15 protein-coding genes are annotated in these 21,164 nt (G+C 44.5%); 9 read left to right on the forward strand and 6 right to left on the reverse strand.

Translation table 11 applies throughout. From position 1 onward, the window contains the following. Positions 1-123 precede the first annotated feature (123 nt). Both ACFO4R_RS01910 and ACFO4R_RS01915 read left to right on the forward strand, forming a co-directional pair. Positions 124-921 (forward strand): ABC transporter ATP-binding protein, encoded by a 798-nt coding sequence (locus ACFO4R_RS01910; protein ID WP_379787291.1) that lies wholly within the window; start codon positions 124-126, stop codon positions 919-921. Beyond that, positions 918-2,999, forward strand: coding sequence for an ABC transporter permease subunit/CPBP intramembrane protease (locus ACFO4R_RS01915; RefSeq protein WP_379787292.1), 2,082 nt, complete (start codon positions 918-920; stop codon positions 2,997-2,999). Before ACFO4R_RS01910 ends, ACFO4R_RS01915 begins: the two co-directional genes overlap by 4 nt. A 106-nt stretch (positions 3,000-3,105) precedes the next feature. Here the strand turns inward: ACFO4R_RS01915 and pip are convergent, their stop codons facing one another. Then, positions 3,106-4,044: a prolyl aminopeptidase gene (gene pip / locus ACFO4R_RS01920; RefSeq protein WP_379787293.1), complete on the reverse strand. Its 939-nt coding sequence runs from the start codon at positions 4,042-4,044 to the stop codon at positions 3,106-3,108. 969 nt (positions 4,045-5,013) lie between these two features. Here pip and ACFO4R_RS01925 point away from each other — a divergent pair. Then, positions 5,014-6,816, forward strand: coding sequence for a DUF4153 domain-containing protein (locus ACFO4R_RS01925; protein WP_379787294.1), 1,803 nt, complete (start codon positions 5,014-5,016; stop codon positions 6,814-6,816). Between the two features lie 507 nt (positions 6,817-7,323). On the opposite strand, the gene ACFO4R_RS01930 is transcribed toward ACFO4R_RS01925, so the two are convergent. Next, a complete protein-coding gene (locus ACFO4R_RS01930; RefSeq protein WP_379787295.1) occupies positions 7,324-7,674 on the reverse strand; it encodes a hypothetical protein in 351 nt (116 codons plus the stop codon). Between the two features lie 359 nt (positions 7,675-8,033). Then, on the reverse strand, positions 8,034-8,390 hold the full coding sequence (locus ACFO4R_RS01935) for an arsenate reductase family protein (protein WP_379787296.1): 357 nt from the start codon (positions 8,388-8,390) through the stop codon (positions 8,034-8,036). Between the two features lie 322 nt (positions 8,391-8,712). Here ACFO4R_RS01935 and ACFO4R_RS01940 point away from each other — a divergent pair, with 322 nt between their 5' ends. The 3 genes from ACFO4R_RS01940 to ACFO4R_RS01950 all read left to right on the forward strand — a co-directional run bounded on the left by ACFO4R_RS01940 (position 8,713) and on the right by ACFO4R_RS01950 (position 12,006). Continuing rightward, on the forward strand, positions 8,713-9,588 hold the full coding sequence (locus tag ACFO4R_RS01940) for a YitT family protein (protein WP_379787297.1): 876 nt from the start codon (positions 8,713-8,715) through the stop codon (positions 9,586-9,588). 345 nt (positions 9,589-9,933) lie between these two features. Further along, entirely contained in the window at positions 9,934-11,214 is a 1,281-nt protein-coding gene (locus ACFO4R_RS01945; protein ID WP_379787298.1) for a hypothetical protein, read from the forward strand. Between the two features lie 363 nt (positions 11,215-11,577). After that, on the forward strand, positions 11,578-12,006 hold the full coding sequence (locus ACFO4R_RS01950) for a cytochrome b5 domain-containing protein (protein ID WP_379787299.1): 429 nt from the start codon (positions 11,578-11,580) through the stop codon (positions 12,004-12,006). Between the two features lie 815 nt (positions 12,007-12,821). Here ACFO4R_RS01950 and ACFO4R_RS01955 read toward each other — a convergent pair. The 3 genes from ACFO4R_RS01955 to ACFO4R_RS01965 form a co-directional block, all read right to left on the reverse strand. Next, positions 12,822-13,244, reverse strand: a complete 423-nt coding sequence (locus ACFO4R_RS01955; RefSeq protein ID WP_379787300.1) for an SRPBCC family protein — start codon at positions 13,242-13,244, stop codon at positions 12,822-12,824. A 335-nt stretch (positions 13,245-13,579) separates the two neighbouring features. Then, the gene (locus ACFO4R_RS01960) at positions 13,580-13,954 is read right to left on the reverse strand and encodes a hypothetical protein (RefSeq protein WP_379787301.1); all 375 of its coding nucleotides are present in this window, start codon (positions 13,952-13,954) and stop codon (positions 13,580-13,582) included. A 35-nt stretch (positions 13,955-13,989) separates the two neighbouring features. Further along, complete coding sequence (locus ACFO4R_RS01965; RefSeq protein ID WP_379787302.1) at positions 13,990-14,445, reverse strand: hypothetical protein; 456 nt, start codon at positions 14,443-14,445, stop codon at positions 13,990-13,992. A 761-nt stretch (positions 14,446-15,206) separates the two neighbouring features. On the opposite strand from ACFO4R_RS01965, the gene ACFO4R_RS01970 reads away from it, so the two are divergent. The 3 genes from ACFO4R_RS01970 (at position 15,207) to ACFO4R_RS01980 (ending at position 20,729) form a co-directional block, all read left to right on the forward strand. Then, on the forward strand, positions 15,207-16,028 hold the full coding sequence (locus ACFO4R_RS01970; protein ID WP_379787303.1) for a PHP domain-containing protein: 822 nt from the start codon (positions 15,207-15,209) through the stop codon (positions 16,026-16,028). A 53-nt stretch (positions 16,029-16,081) separates the two neighbouring features. After that, positions 16,082-18,328, forward strand: coding sequence for an SF1B family DNA helicase RecD2 (recD2, locus tag ACFO4R_RS01975; RefSeq protein WP_379787304.1), 2,247 nt, complete (start codon positions 16,082-16,084; stop codon positions 18,326-18,328). A gap of 811 nt (positions 18,329-19,139) precedes the next feature. Then, positions 19,140-20,729: a hypothetical protein gene (locus tag ACFO4R_RS01980; protein WP_379787305.1), complete on the forward strand. Its 1,590-nt coding sequence runs from the start codon at positions 19,140-19,142 to the stop codon at positions 20,727-20,729. Positions 20,730-21,164: the final 435 nt, after the last annotated feature.

The following is a 21,164-nucleotide window of genomic DNA, read 5'->3' on the forward strand; positions in this document are numbered from 1 at the left end:
ATCGTAGAATTCAAACTTCACGACAGGACAATTTTAATAGATAATAGTATAAAACTTCGTCAATGGTCGCAGGGTGCAAGCTCTGTCATTTTACAAGAAGTATGGAGAAGAATGGAGAGGCGAATGATTTATTGTACAAATATCGGAAAGGCCTTTGTTAGAAACATAGGACGAAAGGGAGATAAAAAGCCCAAACGATTTCAACGAACAAAGGAGGAGTTCTTTGCGGTGGAAGACGTGAGCCTTGCCGTGGACAGGGGAGAGGTTCTTGGCATCTTGGGTCCGAACGGTGCGGGTAAGACGACCCTGCTTCGCATCCTGGGGCATATTATGACTCCTACGAAGGGCGAGATCGTAATCACCGATCAGGATGGAAGAGAGGCGAAAGACGAACAGGAAGCCAAGCGACGGATCGGTTATCTTTCGGCGAACACGAAACTCTATGGACGGATGACTCCAAAGGAGCTCCTCGTCTTTATCGGAAGAGTGTACGGTTTTGACAGAAAGCTGATCGATCAGAGGATGCAGGAGGTTATCGAACTCTTGGATATGTCCTCCTTCTGCGACAACAAGATAGAGAAACTGTCGACCGGACAGCTCCAGAGAACTTCGATTTCCCGCTGTCTCCTCCACGATCCGGACAACTATATCTTCGATGAGCCGACCTTGGGCCTCGATGTGATAAGCAGTCATACCATCGTGGAGTTTATGAAGAAGGAAAAACAAAGGGGCAAGTCCATCCTCTATTCGACCCACTATATGGAAGAGGCGGAGTATCTTTGTGACAGGGTACTTATGATCCATAAGGGGAGGGTCCTGATCGAAGGCAGCCCCGAGCAGATCCGTGAGAAAACTTCCTGTTCCAACCTCAGGGATGCGTTTATCTCAATGGTGGATCTGAGGAAGGAGGAGGTACAATGAGATCTCAAATGATATGGTCCTTGTATAAGAGGGAGATGCTCGATATTTTTCGGGACAAAAAAGCGGTGTTTATGAACATCTTCATTCCGATCATCCTCTATCCCCTGATCACGATTTTGGCGACTCAAGTCTTTATGTTCGTAAACACATCGATGGACGAAAAAACTTACTACATCGCCGTTTCGGAAGAAGTGAAGGGTAGCCCTCTCTACGCCTTTTTGCAAAGGGAGGAGACAGAGGAAGAGGATAAGAAGGTCGAACCCTCTTCCGGGCAGTTTGTAGCGGGAGACGCTCCCGTCTATTTTGAACTCAAGGACAGTTCGGATCCTCAGAAGGATCTGGAGGACAAGGACATCGACCTCTATATCGAAGAAGACGAAACGGGAGAGGGATATACGTTTCACTATATCTCTTCCGTGGTAAATTCAAGGACGGCCTTGAGAAAGGCGGAATCCCTGATGGAAGCTTATCAGGAGGAAGTGAGGGAGGAGAAGATACGACAGCTTGGAGGCGATGTGGAGGTTGTACTCTATTCCGTGGACTTCGAAACTGCCGATCATTCCACAAAAGAGCAGTCGATGGGTTCTCTTCTCGGAGGATTGATCCCCTTCTTCCTGGTGATGGGTCTGGTCGGAGGAGCGATCCACACTGCCATAGATGTAAGCGTAGGCGAAAAGGAGAGGGGTACGCTGGAGACCTTGTTTTCTCTTCCTGTTACAAGTAGGGAAGTGCTCTACGGGAAGTTCTTTGCTGTAGCGACCATGGCGATTATCTCGGTCATCCTGAACTTTGTGTCTATGTCTCTGATGGGAGCCTACTTCTATAAGTTGATGTCCGAATCGGGTAACGATATGGCACAGGGTTTCCGTCTTGCAGAGTTTATCCCGGTGATGAGTGTCGTTTTGCTGTGTATCATCCTGTTTGCCGTCTTTATCACGGCGGTCTCCCTGACCCTCTTCTTCTTTTCGAAGAGCGTTAAGGAGGCACAGAACTATGCTATGCCTTTGGGGATCATTGTCAGTTTGATCTCCTATATCGGTTTTATTCCCAATATGGAGCTGACTTGGAAGACCGCTCTTCTTCCCGTCGCCAACGTCGTCCTCCTCGTTAAATCGGCCTTTCAGTTCCAATTCCACCTTCCGCTGATGATGGGGGTCTTGGCGAGCAACCTGCTCTACGGTCTGCTGACGATGAGCTTTATGACGGGGGTCTTTGACAAGGAAGAGATGATGTTTGAAGAAGACATCCACTTTATTCGACTGTTCGAGAGACGCTCCAACCTGAAAAAGGGCGGGGCTCCGACAGTGGCGGAGGCGATCTTTCTGCTTGTCGTCGGCTTGGCGGCCCTGATCTTTGTCGGCACCTATGCCCAACTGAAATTCGGTTTTTACGGTATTCTGCTGACCCAGCTTTGTATCATCGTCCTTCCCCTTGGCTTCGCCTTGTATACGAAGTGTGATCTCAAGAAGACCTTTTCGCTTAAGTTACCGAAACTTCGGCACGTTTTGGGTTCTGTCTTCTTGTGGATGGGCACCTTTATGCTCGTTATGGTGTTGAGCCTTCTTCTACAGGACATCTTTCCGGAGAGCTACGAGAACTTGGAGCAGATGAATCGGATCTTTGAGGGACGCTCGCTCCTATCGATGATTCTCGTCGTTGCTCTTGCTCCTGCCATTTGTGAAGAGATTTTTTTCAGGGGCTATGTTTTTTCCGCCTTCCGACAGAAGAGGAGGGTCTTTGTCGCCGTGCTCATCACATCGATCTTTTTCGGTGTCTTCCATATGAGTTTGGTGAAGTTTTTTACGACGACCATTCTGGGAATCTCCCTGAACTATGCCCTGTATCGCTCCGACAGCATAGTGACCTCATCCCTGATGCATTTTCTTAACAATACAACAGCGGTTGCCGCCCTCTATGTGCATAGCGGTCGGGGAGAGGCGGAGGTACAGATGGAGGCGGCGGAGCAGTTGACACATTCGCAGTTCATCGTCTTCGGGGTTTTGATCGTTCTCCTTATCTCAATAGGAGTGTTTTTGCTCAGGTCCAAGGAGAAAAAGGACAATCCTGCTTCTTCTTGAAGTCCGTGATCGGTTTTAAACGGTGAGCCAACATATTTGAGAAAGGACGAGTTGCCTCTTTCGGAGCTATGTAAAGGGGACTGAAGTCCCCGGAGGAGGGATGGCCCTACTTCTTCTTGAGTCCCTCCATAATGGAGAGGAGTTTGTCGAACATCCCTTCCTCGTAGGGAGAGTGTCCGGCCGCGTCTACGAAGGTCAGCTCAGAGTTCGGTAGAGCCTTGTGGAGCTCATAGGCACCGGAGGGCCTGCAATCGACATCGTATCTGCCGTGGACGATGTAGGTCCTGATGTTCGAGATCCGATCGATGCGGTTGAGGATGTAGTTGTCGTCATCCCAAGACATTCGGTTGACAAAATAATGGCACTCGAGTCGGGCGATCGACATATCGTAGTTCGTACATTCCTTAGGGAGCGTTGCGGGCGGGAGTAGGGTAATAATGCTTCCCTCCCAATCGCTCCATTTTTTTGCCGCCGCCCTTCGGACTTCCTCGTCGTCGTGGGTCAGCTTCTCGTAGTAGGCTCCTACGAGGTCATCCTGTCTGTCTTTGGAGATATGCTCTCTGAAAGGTTCGAATACATCCGGAAAGAGGTAGGATGCTCCTTCCTGATAGAGCCATAGGATATCTTCCTCCCTTGCGAGGAAGATCCCGCGTAAAATCAGAGCACGAACATATTCGGGGTGGGAGATGGCATAGGTCAGGGCGAGGGTGGAGCCGAAGCTTCCTCCAAAGACATACCAACTCTCTATACCGAGGTAAGAGCGGATTTTTTCGATGTCCTCCACGAGGTGGAAGATGTTGTTTTCCTCAAGTTCGGCAAAGGGGGTACTCTTACCGCAACCTCTTTGGTCGAAGAGGACGATGCGGTAATACTTTGGATCAAAGAAGCGTCGGCTCTTTTCGGAGATACATCCACCCGGTCCTCCGTGAAGAAACACGACGGGTTCACCGTCGGGATTGCCGCACTCTTCGACATAGAGGGTGTGAAGCTCGCTTACCTTGAGGCGGTGGGTGCGATAGGGTTCGGTGTTCAAATAAGGTTTCATAGGAAACTCCTCCTTTATAAATCAGTATGGTATGGTTTGTCATAGGATACTACTATTCTTTTGAATAGTGAATATAAACAATCTGTGAGCCATAGAATACAACATAGTTTTTCGTTATCGAAAAATAGATATATCCATACTTCTATCGAAAAATAGAATAAGTCCAAAAATCATCATAAAACCAATTTTATACGAAGGATGAAATTATTAAAAAATTGATAGGATAGACTTTCGTACTTTATAAAGCCGAAGAAAAATCAGAAACTTGCCTCTGTGCGGTGTTTCCCTAGAAGTATACGGTATCTACACGACATCCCTGCACAAACTCAAAAAATTTTTGCGGTGGAAGAGCGGATAGGCCCCACATCCCATTATATACCAAAAGTTGACAAAACTGTAACCTTTTCCAAGGGCAGGGAAGGCGGACGAAAGAGGTTGAAGAACAAGGGAGAGTGGATCTCTAAAAACCTTGGAGTGCAAGGAGTGTGAGCAAACATCAAGGCTGGGGATATCTTCAGAAAGAGGAATGTAAAAGGAATAAAGAATTAATGACAAAATTGAAATGTTTTTTGAAAGCTATTTGGGATATAATGAAGAAAAGTAAGGCAATGATATGATCTGCAAGAGGGATAGCAGAACATAAGGAAGTATGAACTCTCCGACTGAAAGAATGTATCTATAAGCAGGACACCGACATTAAGGAAGTAGCGTACAATGCAGAACCTGTGATTTTCTTGTGAGTTGTGAAAATACGGGAACTTGTCCGATCAAAAACTCCGGGAACTTCCAAGAATTTTATTGTATATAAAACCTGGCGGTGTGTTGCTTTCTGGTATGCAGTATTATCCTAAAGTGCTTAATTCGATTGTAGATATGAATTACAATAGGGCAGTTTAAAAGGAGAACAGTATTACCGAACCGAAAACAATCTGTCATCGTTTGGGTGACAGCAATGGAAGGATGATGATTATGAAGGGATTTAAGAGTGTCAAGTCGACGATAAAAAACATAAGCAACAGTTTTCGGAGATTTCCGGTGTCGATGATGTTTGCCTGTGCCATAGCGTTGCTCCTGATCATCTCGTCGAATCTCGAGAGCGATATGTATGGGGCGATGGTCGAGATCAAGGACTCGATACGTGACACAACGGTTATTTTGAGGAGGCTCGCCAGTGTACTCTTCACGGGGCTGCTCCTCTTTGCCAATCTTCAACTGTGGGACGAGAATGTCAGGAAACGGCTCGGTACAGGCAAGTATACTTTGGTTTTCCAGATTATCGGGGCTCTTTTTATTCCCCTTTTGTATACTGTCCTCTATTGGGGCTTGGGGACGGAGGACTTTATCAAAGAAAAAGAGTTTACACTTTGGATGGGGCTTAACATGATTCTGATCCTTACCGCCTTTGTGGTCGGTAAGATCAAAAATGAGGAGAACTTCGTCGGCTATACGATCACGGTGTTGACCGCAGGCATCAAGGCCTTTATTTACTCCGGAGTACTCTTCATCGGCCTGTCCTCGATTTTGTTCACCTTGGACAAACTCTTTGAACTCGATATCAACAGTCGTTGGTATGAATACAGTATCTATATCACCTTTATTCCGTTTTTTATGGGGATCTTCCTCTCCTCCTATCCGTATACGGACAGTCTTAGGGGAGAATATAGGATGGCTAAGGCCTTTCGGGTCCTGCTTACAGCCATCGTAGTCCCTCTTTTGATCGTATACACGGTGATTCTCTATGCCTACTGTGCAAAGATACTCCTCACTTGGGAATGGCCCAAGGGGGTCGTGGGTAGTCTTACCCTGTGGTACGGGTTTATCAGTGCCATTGTCCTCTTCTTCCTGGCGCCGATACAGAAAGAGAATCCGTTTATCCTGAAATTTCGAAAGAGCTATCCTCTTGTCATCCTTCCGATGACGGTGGTCATGTTTATGGCACTGAGCCTTCGCATTGGAGAATACGGGATAACGTCCATGCGTTATACGGTTCTGATGACAGGGGTATTCGTCGTACTTTCGATGCTCTACTATAAGTGGAAGCCGAACTCACAGAATCTTCCGATTCCCCTGATGCTTGCAGCGATTATACTCATTGTAAGCGTGGGTCCTTTTAGCGGTTACCATATGGAGAGAAGGAGTCAGAATAGGAGGTTTGAAAAGATCCTGACCGAAAACGCAATGCTCCGGGACGGAAAGATCGTTCCGAGAGAGGATCTTGACGAGAAGACCAGAATCGAGATCAGTCGTATCGTCAGACACTTGGACAGGGGCTTTGAAGATAGTGAAGTCCCCTTGCTTCCCGAAGGCTATGAGAGTTCGGACTTTAAGCAGACCTTCGGTTTTGTGGAGACCTTCTCTTCGAGCATGGATGTCGATGAGGAGAATGAGATCGAAAAGTACAGTTACTACAGAGAGAACCTGATCTATGACATCAAGGGCTATGAAAAGGCGGCTCTTGTCGATCTCTCCGTCTATGACCGAGCCGAAACAAAGGATGAGGAGACGGTCGCTTTTAGGGATGAGAAGATCTATCTTAAGTTCTATGACGGAAGTAAACAGATCGATGAGGCTGTCTTGGAACTGGATGTGCTCCGTGACACACTCAAGGAAATTCAGAAAAAGACAGGTAAAGCTCTGGTAATCAAAGGAAGTACGCAGAAGGTGGACTACGGCCTCTATATAGAAGATGTGTATATGTTCTACGATATTAGGAATGATGAATATCAGACCGTCAATATGAGGGCCGACCTGTATTATAAGATCAAGGAATAGACTCGGGATAAGGTGTTTGGAGACTGTCTTTTGAAGAGTTCACCTTGGTGAGTCCTTCTTCGGGAATGGGGAGAAGAACGGAGATAATAGAATGAAATACAAAGAGGCATGCCGAAAGGCGTGCCTCTTTTCATCTTATACTATTCTTCCTTTGATACTACTATTCTTTTGAATAGTGGATATAAACAATCTGTGACCCATAGAAGATAAAGAGATTTTTCGCAGGTTGAAAAAAACGGATATATCCATACTTCTATTGGAGAATAGTATGAAAAACAGATATATCTATACTTTTATCGAAAAATAGTATTACTGTGATCCTGCTACGGCAGGTTTTAGAAAACACCATCCAAAGTCAAGTTTTTGATTTCCCTCCGGTTTTATAAAATGCGAAGGTTTGTCATATCAATATTTTCAAGAGTTTCATCCCTTATATAACATCGGTTTTATCCCGATTTTTCGAATGGTGCGATATCTTCCTTATAGGTGCTGTGTTCTACAGATCGATCATTGATCGATGGACATATAAATGCCTCTCATATAAACTACATAGCTATCTTCCTTTTTAAATAAGGTGAATGTATTGATTGAGGCGTCTTCTGTGCCTTTCATTTCAACGAGCCCCGCTGATTTGTAATCCGCAACTTGGTCTTTTTTCAATACGGTAAATTGATATCCGGATTCGCCTCTTTCGATATTGTTTAAATCGGAGGGGTCTACCTCTGAACTGTAGAGACTTTTTGTTTTGCCGAAATCACTTAGGTTTTTTTGAATCCTTGCACTCTCGCTGAATTGGAGCTGGTAGATCAACAGAGAGCCGACAAGGATTAATAGGATAACAACTACTTTATTTCTCATAGTTCCCTCACTTTCTTTCAGGAAAACAAGAAAAAGACTTATATATTTACATGGTATCAAACAATAATTGGGGCATCAACAATAAAAGTAAAAATATTAATTTCTTAATAGGATACTATTTTATATAGCATTTTAATACTATCACCTATTTAAATCGATCGATTATGAAGTTGAACCCCATCATGCTCAAACCTTTTCGGAAAAAATAGATGTTGTTTGGCCAATGTTTCTTGTACGACTATCCGTTTGAACGGCGGATATCGAAAAATTTGTCCTCTTCAGAGCTGAAGGACATTGTTTTGATATCCAAGTCGGATAGAACTATACTTCCATCGAAGAATAGCAGAACAAGCCCTTTCTTAGAGCAGAGCCTCCTTCCACTGTTCTTCCTTAAAACCGATCAGGACGAAGTCCTTGCTGATCACGAGGGGACGTTTGACGAGCATTCCGTCGGTTGAGAGGAGCTTGATCTGTTCCTCATCCGTCATCGTAGGCAGTTTGTCCTTCAGTTCCAGTTCGCGATACTTGATGCCGCTGGTGTTAAAAAACTTCTTTATCGGCTGTCCGCTGAGCTTGATCCATTTTTTCAGCTCTTTTTCCGTCGGATTCTTTTCGACGATATGGCGGTCGTCAAAGGCGAGGCCGTTGTCTTCCAAAAAGTTTTTTGCTTTTTTGCAGGTGCTGCACTTGGGGTATTCCAAAAATGTAAGATTCATAAGTCTACACTCCTTTTAATATGAGTTTTATGCTTGTCCCGTTTCATGCTTGCAGAGATGAGAGGAGAGTAAAGCTCCTCCCCCCTCTTATCCGAATGGATGCTGATCGGATAAGCGCATATTGTTTTTGAGGATTTACGAGGCGGGACTTCTCTCTGATACTATCTGAATTGATACCCTTCTTGCCCCTTCTTATTCAAGGGGGAGGGACAAAAGGTTTTTTTGACGACGGGATATCAAAGTGGAAAAAGTTTGATATAATTAGAAAGGGTGTTTTCCGGCATATGTGCCGAAGATTATAACAAAGTAAGGAGAGATAGGAATGAACAAAAAGAGTTTGCCGATGACCGTAGCCGGAATTTATGCGGGGACTTTCTTTATAGCGGCGGCGGTTATTTGGTTTTTTGCACCGATCGGACTTGTAACAGGAGGTTTGGCAGGTCTGTCGATTGTAATCGAAGAGTTGGGGAGGAGGTTTTTTGATATCTCAATCCCTCTGTGGTTTTCGACCCTTGTGATGAATATTCCCCTCTTTGCCGTCAGTATCTACCAGAGAGGACTAAACTACGGACGAAACTCAATGATTGCCGTCGCCTGTCTGACCTTCAATCTCTGGCTCCTGCGTCTTATGCAGTCGCCGTTTCAGGTATCCGATGACAGGATGATCGCCTGTATCTTCGGGGGCGTCGCCTTGGGTATCGGCGTAGGGATGGTTTTGCGTAATTCCGCTACCACGGGAGGAACCGATATGCTCGCCATGATCATCCGTTACAAGAATCCCTCCTTTCCGATCAACAAGTTGATGCTTATGACCGATGTCAGCATCGTCGTGATAGGAATGTTTGTCTTTGGAGCCTCCAACGGACTGTATGCCATCTTGTCCATCTACATCACCTCCAAGGTGATTGAAACAATGATTGAAGGGATGAAGTTTGCCAAGGCGGCCTTTATTATCTCACCGAAGTACGAAGAGATTTCGGAAGAGATCATGGACCGTATACGAAAGGGTAATACCTTGATTCATGCACACGGGATGTATACCAAGCAGAACAAAAACATCCTCTATGTCGTCATCCTTCCCAAACAGGTACAAAAGCTCAAGGAGATCGTTTCTTCAATTGATCCCCATGCCTTTGTGACCATAGCTGATGTCAAGGAGGTCATGGGAGAGGGATTTGAAAACGATGGTGGTCTGTAAGACAAGGTTTGGAGGGGACGTTTACGCCCTGTCATCTTGCGGATAAAGTGGGTTTATACTATGATCTGCTAAATTTGATACTTTGAACGCTTTACAAAACCACAGTCATCCAAATTATTTTTTTGTAATGGTGGAAACACCGCACAAAGGCAAACTTCCGATTTTTCTTCGATTCTATAAAACACAAGGTTTTGTTATATCAATGTTTCTAAGAATGTCATCCTTCGTGCAAAAACGATTTTATGAAGTTTTTTGAATTATGCGGTATAATCAGTCGATAAGACGGGTTTAACATCGGCAGAAGGGGGTAAAGATGAGGAAGACTATACAAAAGGAGATCTTTATATGCTAAAACAATTGAAACGACGAACCTACCTTCTTTGGACCGTGATTCTGCTCATCGTTCCCCTGCCCCCGGCAGCGGCACTGGGAGGAAGTTTTTTGAGGCTATCTGTTTGGAGTCTTGCACTCTACTGTGGGATCTGTGCCTACACTTGGATGTTGGCGGGGGTCTATCTGGCGACCAAACCCGTTTGGATTGAACGCAGGATAGGTCTTCCGGAGATGTACTTTATCCATGGAGGAATCGGGTCCTTTTCTTTGTTGGCGATGTCCTTTCACGCCTTCAACCTTTCTTCCGATGGTGTGACAAAGCTCTCGGGAGGCTTTGCCTTCTATTTGTTTGGTATCCTCTTTATCTATTCGGTCCTCTTCTTTGGAGGAAGAACGGCAATGAGGGTACAAGCTCTAAAGAGATTTAGACAAAGAGCTCAGAGGCATCTCAAACACGAGATCTCGGTTTGGATCCACCGTCTGAACCTGCTTGCGGTTCTTGCCGTGAGCGTCCATGTGACGACGATCGGCTATATAATAGAGAAGAACAACGGCTTGTTTGCCCTTGTGTTCTACTCGTATACAGGCTTTGTTCTCTTATCCTACCTCTTCTATGTCATCTCTCGAAAGAAGAAGGTGATGAGGGCAAGGGTCAGGAAGGTTTCGATGATTGACGAGAAGGCAACACAGCTTGTACTGGAAGGAAGTTCTTCTTCCCTGCGTTATCGTACGGGAGACTTCGTCTTTGTGAGTTTTCCTGAATATAAGGAACTGAGGGAACCGCATCCCTTCTCCATCGGCAACCTCCCCGGGAGTGGAACTTTGGTGCTTACCGTCAACGGAGTCGGAGATTTTACGCACAAGGTATCGGAACTGAGAGAAGGCTCTCAAGCGGTGATAAGTCAGGGCTACGGGATCCTTCATGATATCGTTGCGACCTTGGAGGATAAGGACAGGCTCGTCTTTATAACCGGAGGAGCGGGAGTTGTGCCTCTGCTCTCCTTAGTTCAGGAATTTGTCGACAGGGATACCCTCTTTCTCTACACGGTGCAAAAAGACAGGGAGTTTATCGGAAAAGACATCCTCGAAGAGATGGAGAAGCGGAAGAATTTCAGAGTTCTTCTTCAAAAGGGAAGGTTCTCGGAGGAACAACTGCAGAAGGAAGTTCCCCTTGGACAAGAGTTCGTATACATCCTTGCGGGAACGGCGGAGATGAACCTGTCCTACCAACGTTATTTGAAGAAAAAGGGAGTCTCTTCCGAGAGGATCTACTTCGAGGAATTCTATTTTTAGGATAAGGGAGAAGGGATATGGATCGGAACTGTTCGGTCTACCGATCAAGCAAGGTGTTTCAAATCAAGTCCGAGATCGTATTATCCGAGAGGATCATCATATCTACAGGAGAAATGCGACCGCAAAAAGTACTTTTCATTGTAGAACAGAGCTGTGCCACATGCCGGTTTATAGGTCGAATATGAGAACTCTGCAATTTCGGATTTATTGTGAACGATTGGAGAAAAAGATAGGCAAAAATGTATAAAAAATGCAAAAAGACAGGAAGTAAAGGTTTGATAAAAGATAAAGAGGGTAATTTATTGGATGGAAATTCATCTTAATTAATATGAAAATATCAAAATCAAAGGAGATAATTAAAGTATGAAGAGATATGTAAAAGTAATGTCGGCTTCCATGTTGGCGGCAGCCTTATTGTTGAGCGGTTGCGGCGGAGGACAGAAAACAGCTGAAAATGCACCGGCGGAACCTGCAACGGAGGCACCGGCAGAGCCTGCAACAGAGGCTCCTGCGGAAACCGCAACGGAAGCACCGGCGGAAGGTACGCAAATGCCCGAACAACAAACCTTCACCTTGGAAGAATTGGCAGAGTTTAACGGAAAAGACGGAAACCCCGCTTATGTTGCTGTAGGAGGCGTTGTCTATGATGTCACAAATGCGGATGAGTGGACAAACGGAGAGCACAAAGATGGTGTTATGGCAGGAATTGATGCTACTGAAGCGATCACGAAATCACCTCACGGGGCGGATGTGCTTGCAGGGCTTCCCGTTGTAGGAGTGTTGGCAGAATAGTTTTGTCGAACTGACGGATCTATACCCTTGGAGGGTGTCTTTTTGGACTGCTGTGTATAATTTGTGTATCACAACGGATGAAGGAGTTTTGGGGGAGATCGTACACGATTCAAAAACCGTCGTAAAATCAACATTCTATAGTAGGTGTAATTGCTGAACGTATTGACCTGAAAGATCGTTGTATTTAGTGAACTCATAGGGAGGTCGGAGGTTCGCCTTTAAGATCTGTCTTCTTATACCTCCTTCGCAGCAGATCAATTCGATAGGATAGGCTCTGTTTGTAGGCAATACTTGAGTGGGGTAGGCACCGGAAATTCCGGTGCCTATTATAAGTAGGATATGTTTAAGCAGGGTCATACCAACGAGAACCTGCGATGCAAGAGATGCATGAACGGTTGTATATACCGTTCTCTGATAGGGGTGTGGTTATATCCGCATATACAAGCACAAAAATTTTTTATATTATTATGTGTTAGAATTGACAGGTTGACGCTTGAAGCTGTCATCCTTGAACCTATTTTTCGATATTTGGCACAATGAACGTTATATTCAAAGTACTTTGAACTGCCATCTTCGAGCTTGTTTTTCGATAGGGATATATTCTGTATATCCGACATTTTAAATGGAGAACAGTATCATTGCCAATGGGATCAAGGCATCGATATCAATAGTTCAAACAGATGACTTTGCTATCCAAAAAACGATGGAATACCCGGCCGGATATTCCATGTCATCCTATACTGCATAACAGCGTTGTCCGAGAGAAGGGTTGTTCTAGCTGTGCGTTTGCAACTGCGAAACCCGCTCTCATCACTTCAAAAAACTTGAATCTTGCTTGCTTCCTCACATTCCAGTTTTTTCTTCAGGTCGATAAAGTACTGTCTTTGGCGTTCAAGCAAGTAGGGATTGACCAGAAGTTTCAAGTCGTTTTTTTTGGCACTTGCGGTTTCGGTAAAGTCCAAGGTGGTATCGCTTCCGTGCCTAAAGAACCTTCCTGTTACCAAGCCTTTGAATTTTTCGTTCTCGACCTCAAGCTCCAAGAGTTTGAGGGGTTGCTTTTTTACAACCCTGAATCGGGTCTTAAGACCGTCTTTTGCATGCTCGATAAACGTATCTTCATCGACGATCTCGATATCGAGAAGATCGCTCCTCCACTCAAAGTCCGACAGGTCCGTTATGGTTGCCCAGACTTTTTTGATGGGGCATATAAAGGTTACCTTGACATTAGCTGTTGCCATCTTTGCCACCTCCGATGCAATTCGAAATCCAACTTCTTATTCTCTCGAAACGGGAACTCCTACGATATTACATATTGAAATATCAGATAAACAGAATACATGATCTGCAAAAATGAGTCGCTATAGATTTTCATACCTATTGCCCTGCAAAAAAGTTACTATACGAGTATTGATTTAATACTATTCTCCAATAGAAGTATGGATATATTTATTCTGAGATTATGAAAATCCGTTTTATCTTCTATCCGTTACACAACATTTATATCCATAATCCAAAGGAATAATAGTATCACACAACAATGACGATCCGGATGAACAAATCGCATAAGGATGGGCTAAGGCTGCTCCCTGCTGAAAATAAGGATGGATTCATCCTCTTGCATCAGATAGACATCACCTACCGAACTGAGATCATCTCGGATGTCGATATCGAAACGTCCTTTGGGATATTTGTTATTTGCAAGACCGCCCAAAACAGTGATATAGAGGGATTCGTCCTCCACACAGTGGGAGAGGGAGCGTAGACTCTTGCCGCTTGAAACAAAGGAAACATTTGCATAGAACGAGGTATCCGTGAGCGAAAAATCGGAGAAAGCAAGTTCGTTGAAAGATGTCCGGCTTCCGGCGTGACTGGCATAGAAGATAAAACAAAGTAGAGCTACACTCGATAAGAAGCTGAAAATAACAAGGTTTTTGTAAAAATTGCGCATATTGCTTCTCTCCTTTACATTCCTGATCGTTTGAGTTAAGTTACTGCATTGTAGGCAGGTTTGGGAGAAATTCGATTCAACGCCCAAAATGTGCACATCATAAGCAGAGCTCTTAAAATAAGGGTGTCCACATCAAACGTACCGACAGTAAGTAATCTGGATAAAAAGGAATACATAAACGAAACCGATAGAGAGTAGGCAAAGATGAGTTTGGCATTCCCATCCAAGACCTCTCTAAGCAAAAAGAAGATATAGACTGATAACGGGATGAAGATAAGCAGAGACAGGACACCGCTGATCAATATGGAGGGATTATACCTGTCGAAGTAGGTGATGTATTCCGCTATGGTCCGTGAAGGTATCAGATTGACACCGTTCATCTGTTTGTTTACAAGATATACGGGACGTGAAGAATAAAAGAATTTTGCCAAAAGCAAGAGTAATACATATACGGAGCTTACAACAGTGATTTTTGAAACTGTGTTTTTCAAATAATACCGCCTCCTTTAAATGGTTTGAAATAAAAAGATCCATCGTTCTATGCCGTGTTTTTATTTTTCCGTTCCCCGTATACTCTACTTTTATTATACAGGCTAGAAGTACAAATGTCCGCATAAGGAAGATTTTTTTACAATTATGATACAAATTAGAGGTCATAAAATTTAATTTTAAGAAAATACTGTAAAAGATAAATGGTACAGAAACAAAGATATTTGTATAGTTTGCACCATTTATGAGGAAGAGGGTGTTGTGTTGTTTGAGGTCATCGCCCCCCCCGTTGTCATACTATTTTTCGATAGAAGTGTAGTTATATTCGTCTTGAAACTGCAAACATTTGTTTCCTCTTTCACGGAGTACAAATCCGTGTTATCCATAAATTGAAATGACGAATAGTATCGGATTGAAGATGGGAGGGGTTTTTGAACTTGTATCGTTCGAGGAAGATCTTCCTCTTCGCTGCTACCGGAAGGAGAAAAGAGGGAGGTCTTCTCTTCAGCCTTTCTTAACAAAAAAATCAAAACGTGATAAAATAAGAAGGAAACGTTCATCATCGGCTCCACCTAGAGGGGCGAGGGTCAAACTCTTTGAGGTTTGAGAGGAATCGGAAAGTTTCAGTTTGGATACGATTGCTTGAATAAGTCGGGGGAATGCAGGTGTCGTTTCTATATAATGAGGGTTGGATCGGACGAGTGTATGAAACAACTCCCGAGCTTAGGAACGGAAGATCGAAAGTTTGAATGGAGAAGACGGGATGATAAAGGCGGATTTGCATATGCACACCACCGTTTCGGACGGTGCGGACAGTATAGAGGTCGTGGTTACAAGATGTGCACAGAAGAAATTGACACACCTTGCCATCACCAACCATGATGATATGGACGGATTTGAAAAGATAAAGAACCTTTGTGAGAACTACGGGATAAAGACCGTCAAAAGCATTGAGATGACGACCTACGATAGGGATACGGGTCTGAAAGCCCATCTTCTGGGTTACGATATCCAAGATGAGGATCCGATTCGTGCACTTACGGACCCTATGCTGCAAAGGAGACACGAGAATGCCCTGAAACAGATAGAGGTTCTTCGGGAAGAGGGCTACGAGATTGACATCGACGAGCTCAAAAGAAGGGTATATAAGATCATCTACAAGCAGAACCTGCTCGCCTACTTGGTGGAGAAGGGCTACGCGGATGAGATCTACGGAGAGTTTTACAAGAAGTATTTTTCGGGCGGGGGAGTCTGTGCCTTTCGTTGTGAGGACATCGATACGGTGTCGGCACTCAAGGCGATCAAGGAGGCGGGAGGTTTCGCCGTGCTTGCACACCCCGGCCAGCAGAAGAACTATGATTTGATCGACAAACTCCATCCCTTGGGTTTGGACGGGGTGGAACTTCATCACAGATGGAACGATGAAGAGGCGATGAAGGCGGTAAAAAGTCATTGTGAAGGCAGGGACCTCTTTTTTACGGGAGGATCGGACTATCACGGCTCCTTCAGCAGACACAGGGTCGATATCGGAGACTACTTGGCGACCGAAGAGGCGGTGCGAAGGATTTTTCGTATGGATCTGTGATTATAACAGTATAGCAAACTTTTGTAGGAAAGAAGGGAGGAGAGGTTTTTCGGATGCAGGGACAGTATGAGATCTATGAAGGAACAATTGAAGATATTATCTTTCGCAATGAGAGCAACGGCTATACTGTCGCCGTGATGTCCGTGCGTGAAAACGAACCGCTGACGATCACGGGCAACTTCGTTTCTCTTGAGATCGGAGATCATCTCGAAGTCAAGGGAGAAAGGACAATCCACCCTTCTTACGGGGTGCAGTTTAAGGTAACGTTTGCGGAGCACAAGGCTCCCGCCTCCGAAGAAGCGATTATGGCATTTTTGTGTTCGGGCGTTTTGGAAGGAGTCGGACGCAAGATGGCGGAGAGAATCTTTGAGAAATTCGGCCTAAATACCCTGGACGTGATGGATAACGAGCCTGAACGTCTGATCGAAGTGGAGGGGATCGGCAGGCGAAAGTTGGAGAGACTGCTTGAGAGCTATCGTGCCAAAAGAGATCTCAACCTTGCCATCTTAAAGCTCTCACAGTATGGAATCAGTTCGGCGATGGCGATGAAGATCCATCGTTTTTATGGAGAACATGCCATTGGAATCATCGAGGAAAACCCTTACTGTCTCTGTCGTGATATCAAGGGGATCGGCTTTCGCAAGGCGGATGAAATCGCAAGGAAGATCGGTATCGAAACAGGCGACATCAACCGTCTTATGCAGGGGATTGTCTATCTGCTCCAGGAAGCGGGAGGACGAGGTCACACCTACCTTCCCGAGGGCGAGTTGATCTACTTGGCAAGAGATCTGCTCCGGACAGAGGAGGAGAAGATCGATGAGGCGATCTACGAACTCTGCGTTCAGGGTTTTGTAGTCATGCAGGTCGCGGAGGAGGAGAGAAGGCTCTATCTCGAGCACTATCACGAAACGGAGAACGCGATCGCCAATGCGTTGGTCCACCTTCTCGGAACGGGAGACGAGATAGAGGATATGCAGTCGGAAGACTTGATACAGGCGATGGAAGATAAGACGGGAATCTCTCTTGCGGAAAAGCAAAAACAGGCGGTTTCTCTTGCTCTCGGCCACAAGGTTATGATATTGACGGGAGGTCCCGGAACGGGAAAGACGACCGTCGTCAAATTTATCCTGCGTTGTTTTGAGGATATGAAGAAGAAGGTGTTTCTCTGTGCTCCGACGGGACGGGCAGCCAAGCGTCTCAGTGAATCTGCGGACAAGGAGGCCAAGACGATCCACCGTCTTTTGGAAGTCGGATTTTCGGACGATGACGAGGTCAACTTCTACAACAGGGATGAGAGCAATCCTCTGGAAGCCGATGTTGTAATCGTGGACGAGATGTCCATGGTCGACATCTTTTTGATGAAGGCCCTGCTTCGGGCCCTGCCTACGGGAGCAAGACTGGTAATGATAGGAGACGCCGATCAGCTTCCTTCGGTAGGAGCGGGCAATGTGCTTCGGGATATGATAGACAGCGGTCTGATACCGACCGTCACCTTGACCGAGATCTTTCGCCAAAAGGAAGAGAGCGGGATTATCATCAATGCACACAGGGTCAACAAGGGCGAGAGCTTGGTGCTGGAGAAGGGGAGCAGGGACTTCTTCTTTATGAAGAGGCGGGAGAAACATCAGGTGCGAGAGTTGGTGCTGGAGCTGATCACGCAGCGACTGCCCGAGTACTATGACCTCAAACCTCATGAGATCCAGATATTGACACCGATACGCAAGGGAGATGTCGGGGTCCATGAGTTTAACAGACAGATCCAACAGGTCCTCAACCCCGCATCGAAGGACAAACCGGAGTTTCGCGCTATGGACGTTGTGTTTCGGGAGGGCGACAAGGTGATGCAAATCAAGAACAACTACCAAAAGAAGTATCGAAGTACCCTTACCTACGAAGAGGGAGAAGGAGTGTTCAACGGGGACATCGGCTATATCGATGCAGTCGACACCACCTTGAAACAGTTCTATATCACCTTTGACGACAACCGCAGATGTCGCTATGAATTTGCCGAGGCGGACAACGTCGAGCACGCCTATGCGATCACCGTGCATAAGAGTCAGGGGAGCGAGTTCGACGTCGTCATCATCCCCATCCTTTCTCTGCCGCCCATGCTTCAGAACAGGAACATCCTCTATACGGCGATCACAAGGGCGAAGAAGGCCCTCGTCCTCGTCGGTGAGACCTATTACGTGGATAAGATGATCCGCAATATCAACTTGCAACCGCGTTATTCTTCTTTAAACGAAAAACTGAAAATGATGAAACAGACGTGTTTCGAGCAGGAGGAACTGCCGTTTTAGGATGATTTTTTGAATGATGAATAGTTTCCATAAGAATTCAATAAAAGGGAGAGTTGCAAACTAACAGGAATATTGTTTGCGACCCTCCCTTTTGTATATTTTGGGAAATACCGAACAAATGCAAAAATTTGACTTTCTTATGAATTTGCAAAAATGGAATTTTGTCAAATCCATACTTTTAATACCATTCTTCAATAGAAATATGGATATATTTATTCTGCGATCACGAAAATCCGTTTTATCTTCTATCAGTTACACAACAGTTATATCCATAACCTAAAGGAATAACAGTCTAAGAAATTTATCATTCATATACAGTGATTTTACGACAGTTTTTCAAGTTGGGAGGTATTTCCTTTGTCTTCTTTGTACCGGTACATTTTTTAACTGTCGGCATAAGACTGTTGTTTGACATAAGTGACTCATATCTACAAGAAAAATATTTTGTTGCCTGTAGAGTGAAGGCGTTGATACCCATAGTTTGAATCGAGAATAGACTGTCTGTACATAGTTTTTTTGAATAATTTTTTGTCTTTGGAAGATGGAAGTGTTCGCTCTTCGGTCACGCAATAATTGGAATTGGCAAAGAATTGCGACAAAAGAATTAAAATAAAGCTTAAATTGCAAAAAAACAGGTATAAAACATATTGACATACAGAAAATAAAATAATAAAATACAATTAAAACATAATCGTATAATGAATAAGAAAAGCCTGTTTGTGTGGCATTTTCTTTGTTTCAGACATGGATGCTCGTATGGAGCAAGCGGGGATGACATCAAAATTCTTGGATTACATAAGGAGAAGTCGATATGAAAAAGTATTTGGGCCCATGCACAGTCTGTTTAATGATTGTTCTATTGGTTTCCTGTGGAAGGGGGCTTGATCTGTCCAAGCGGGAGGGGGAGAACTTTACCGTCTACTCCAATGAGGACATCGAGATCAAACTGCCGAACTTTCTGGAGAACAGGGAAGAAGTCTTGGACAAACTCACAAAGAAACTGGAAAATCTCGATCGATTCGAGAAGATAACCAAGGTTAAGATCACAATAAACCCGCTCTATAACAAATTTAAGAACAGGGAAGTCATCGAAGTTACCCCGGATTTTATAGAGGGGGAGGAGTTTGAGAAATATTTGATCGTACAGGCCTATGACCTCTATAACAACTGGATCGTCGAAGGGATCCGTCTTCTGGTGTTTGGAGGAGAGGAAAAGACCGAAACGGACTTCGTCTCCTACTATAAGGATAGGGAGTTTTCTCTGTTCGGAGCAAGGTTCTTCGAACCGTTTACCGAGAAAGAAGAGGTGAACAACCTCAAGGTTGCAAGTGCGGACTTGGCAGCCTACCTGATCGATCAGGGGAAGAAGGAAGACCTGCTCCATGGACAGGTCGAGATGCAGGACATCGAAGGATGGGCGAAGGAAGAGGGGATCGATATCGAGTACCAGAAACAGAGACCCTCCCTGCTTGAGGATATCGAAGTGGGATACAACACCTTAGGTAAGCTTACCGTCAACACCCGAAAGGAGATCGGGGGTTTTAGCATAACCCTACTGACGGAAGATGAGACCTATGACGAGGTGGAAGAGTTGGAAGAGATCCTGCTGACCTTCGAGGAGAATATCGAGAAGAATCGGAGGACGATTGAGAAGGAGGCTCCCAACTTTTATCGAGAGTATCGGGAGGTACTCGATAATCCGAAAAAGACGGTCTACTTCTTTGACAATACAAAGACTGTGAGTACCTACCATAGCAGAGAAGATTATATAGAATTGACAGACCTTGTACATCAAATGTCAGAATACAATCACAAGGTTTTTGAGGAGATTTCTCAAGCAAGAAACGGAGATGTATGGATTTCTCCTCAATGGTTGGTGGAAGGTGTCGATTTGTGTTTAGCAAGATGGTATTCGGATGAAGTATGGGAAAGCCATTTTAAGACGGCAGTAAATTTAAGGGAAATTATAGAATCAGAAACTTATTCGGAGTTGGACAAAAGAATAGCTTCCGTTTTGGAAAAAAACTTCGGGGAACTGACGGATGAAAAGATAGGACAAATCCTCGATGATGACAATGAGCGTGATAAGTTTATTTATATCACGGAACTTATTTTAAAAAACGATCCTGAAACAAAGGACGGGAAGGTATATCTGTTTGAAGGAAACAAGGCAGGCTTTACCGGATTTTTGGAGCCGAACAACTATAACTTTTTTGAAAACAAAGCCTTTGTCTATTACCTGATGAAGAGGTACGGCTTGGAGAAGATGTTCTATCTGCGGATAAAGACGGGAGATGAAACGAGCTTTGAAGAAGAGTTCGGAAAGAGCCTGTATCAGCTGCGGGAAGAATGGAAGGCATATCTAAGAGAGAATATCAGGGATATCGATAAGCTTTTGTAAAAGTCGGTTTAGCCTATTGCGAAAAATAGAAAGGAAGATTGTGTAAAGACGAAACAGTTTGTTTTTGTTAGGGAAATACCGCATAACTCAGAAAATCATCGTAAAATCACTTTTATATAAGTGTTGAATTTCTCGAAAGTGTTGGTTTGACAGACCTTTATTTCTTGCAAATTATAGGGGAATCAAAGTTTCATATTTGTGCAGTATTGCCTTAGTTCAGTAAATACAGAAAGGCTTTGAGATGAATAGTTTCAAAAACTCTATCTTTGTATAAAGAAGGTTTCAATCTGTTTCTTTGAACTACGAGAAATCTTCCTGTGTATCTATACAGTTCCGTAATAACATTTAAACAAAGGAGACATTGTTATGAAAAAGTATTTGGGCCCATGCACAGTCTGTTTAATGATTGTTCTATTGGTTTCCTGTGGAAGGGGG

It is taken from the genome of Filifactor villosus (genome assembly GCF_042652965.1).
Lineage (GTDB): Bacteria > Bacillota > Clostridia > Peptostreptococcales > Filifactoraceae > Filifactor > Filifactor villosus.

Bases quoted from the DNA above. Each gene is read 5' to 3' on its own strand.
- ACFO4R_RS01910 (WP_379787291.1), top strand. From the start codon at position 124: ATGATTTATTGTACAAATATCGGAAAGGCCTTTGTTAGAAACATAGGA.
- ACFO4R_RS01915 (WP_379787292.1), top strand. From the start codon at position 918: ATGAGATCTCAAATGATATGGTCCTTGTATAAGAGGGAGATGCTCGAT.
- pip (WP_379787293.1), bottom strand. From the start codon at position 4,044: ATGAAACCTTATTTGAACACCGAACCCTATCGCACCCACCGCCTCAAG.
- ACFO4R_RS01925 (WP_379787294.1), top strand. From the start codon at position 5,014: ATGAAGGGATTTAAGAGTGTCAAGTCGACGATAAAAAACATAAGCAAC.
- ACFO4R_RS01930 (WP_379787295.1), bottom strand. From the start codon at position 7,674: ATGAGAAATAAAGTAGTTGTTATCCTATTAATCCTTGTCGGCTCTCTG.
- ACFO4R_RS01935 (WP_379787296.1), bottom strand. From the start codon at position 8,390: ATGAATCTTACATTTTTGGAATACCCCAAGTGCAGCACCTGCAAAAAA.
- ACFO4R_RS01940 (WP_379787297.1), top strand. From the start codon at position 8,713: ATGAACAAAAAGAGTTTGCCGATGACCGTAGCCGGAATTTATGCGGGG.
- ACFO4R_RS01945 (WP_379787298.1), top strand. From the start codon at position 9,934: ATGCTAAAACAATTGAAACGACGAACCTACCTTCTTTGGACCGTGATT.
- ACFO4R_RS01950 (WP_379787299.1), top strand. From the start codon at position 11,578: ATGAAGAGATATGTAAAAGTAATGTCGGCTTCCATGTTGGCGGCAGCC.
- ACFO4R_RS01955 (WP_379787300.1), bottom strand. From the start codon at position 13,244: ATGGCAACAGCTAATGTCAAGGTAACCTTTATATGCCCCATCAAAAAA.
- ACFO4R_RS01960 (WP_379787301.1), bottom strand. From the start codon at position 13,954: ATGCGCAATTTTTACAAAAACCTTGTTATTTTCAGCTTCTTATCGAGT.
- ACFO4R_RS01970 (WP_379787303.1), top strand. From the start codon at position 15,207: ATGATAAAGGCGGATTTGCATATGCACACCACCGTTTCGGACGGTGCG.
- recD2 (WP_379787304.1), top strand. From the start codon at position 16,082: ATGCAGGGACAGTATGAGATCTATGAAGGAACAATTGAAGATATTATC.
- ACFO4R_RS01980 (WP_379787305.1), top strand. From the start codon at position 19,140: ATGAAAAAGTATTTGGGCCCATGCACAGTCTGTTTAATGATTGTTCTA.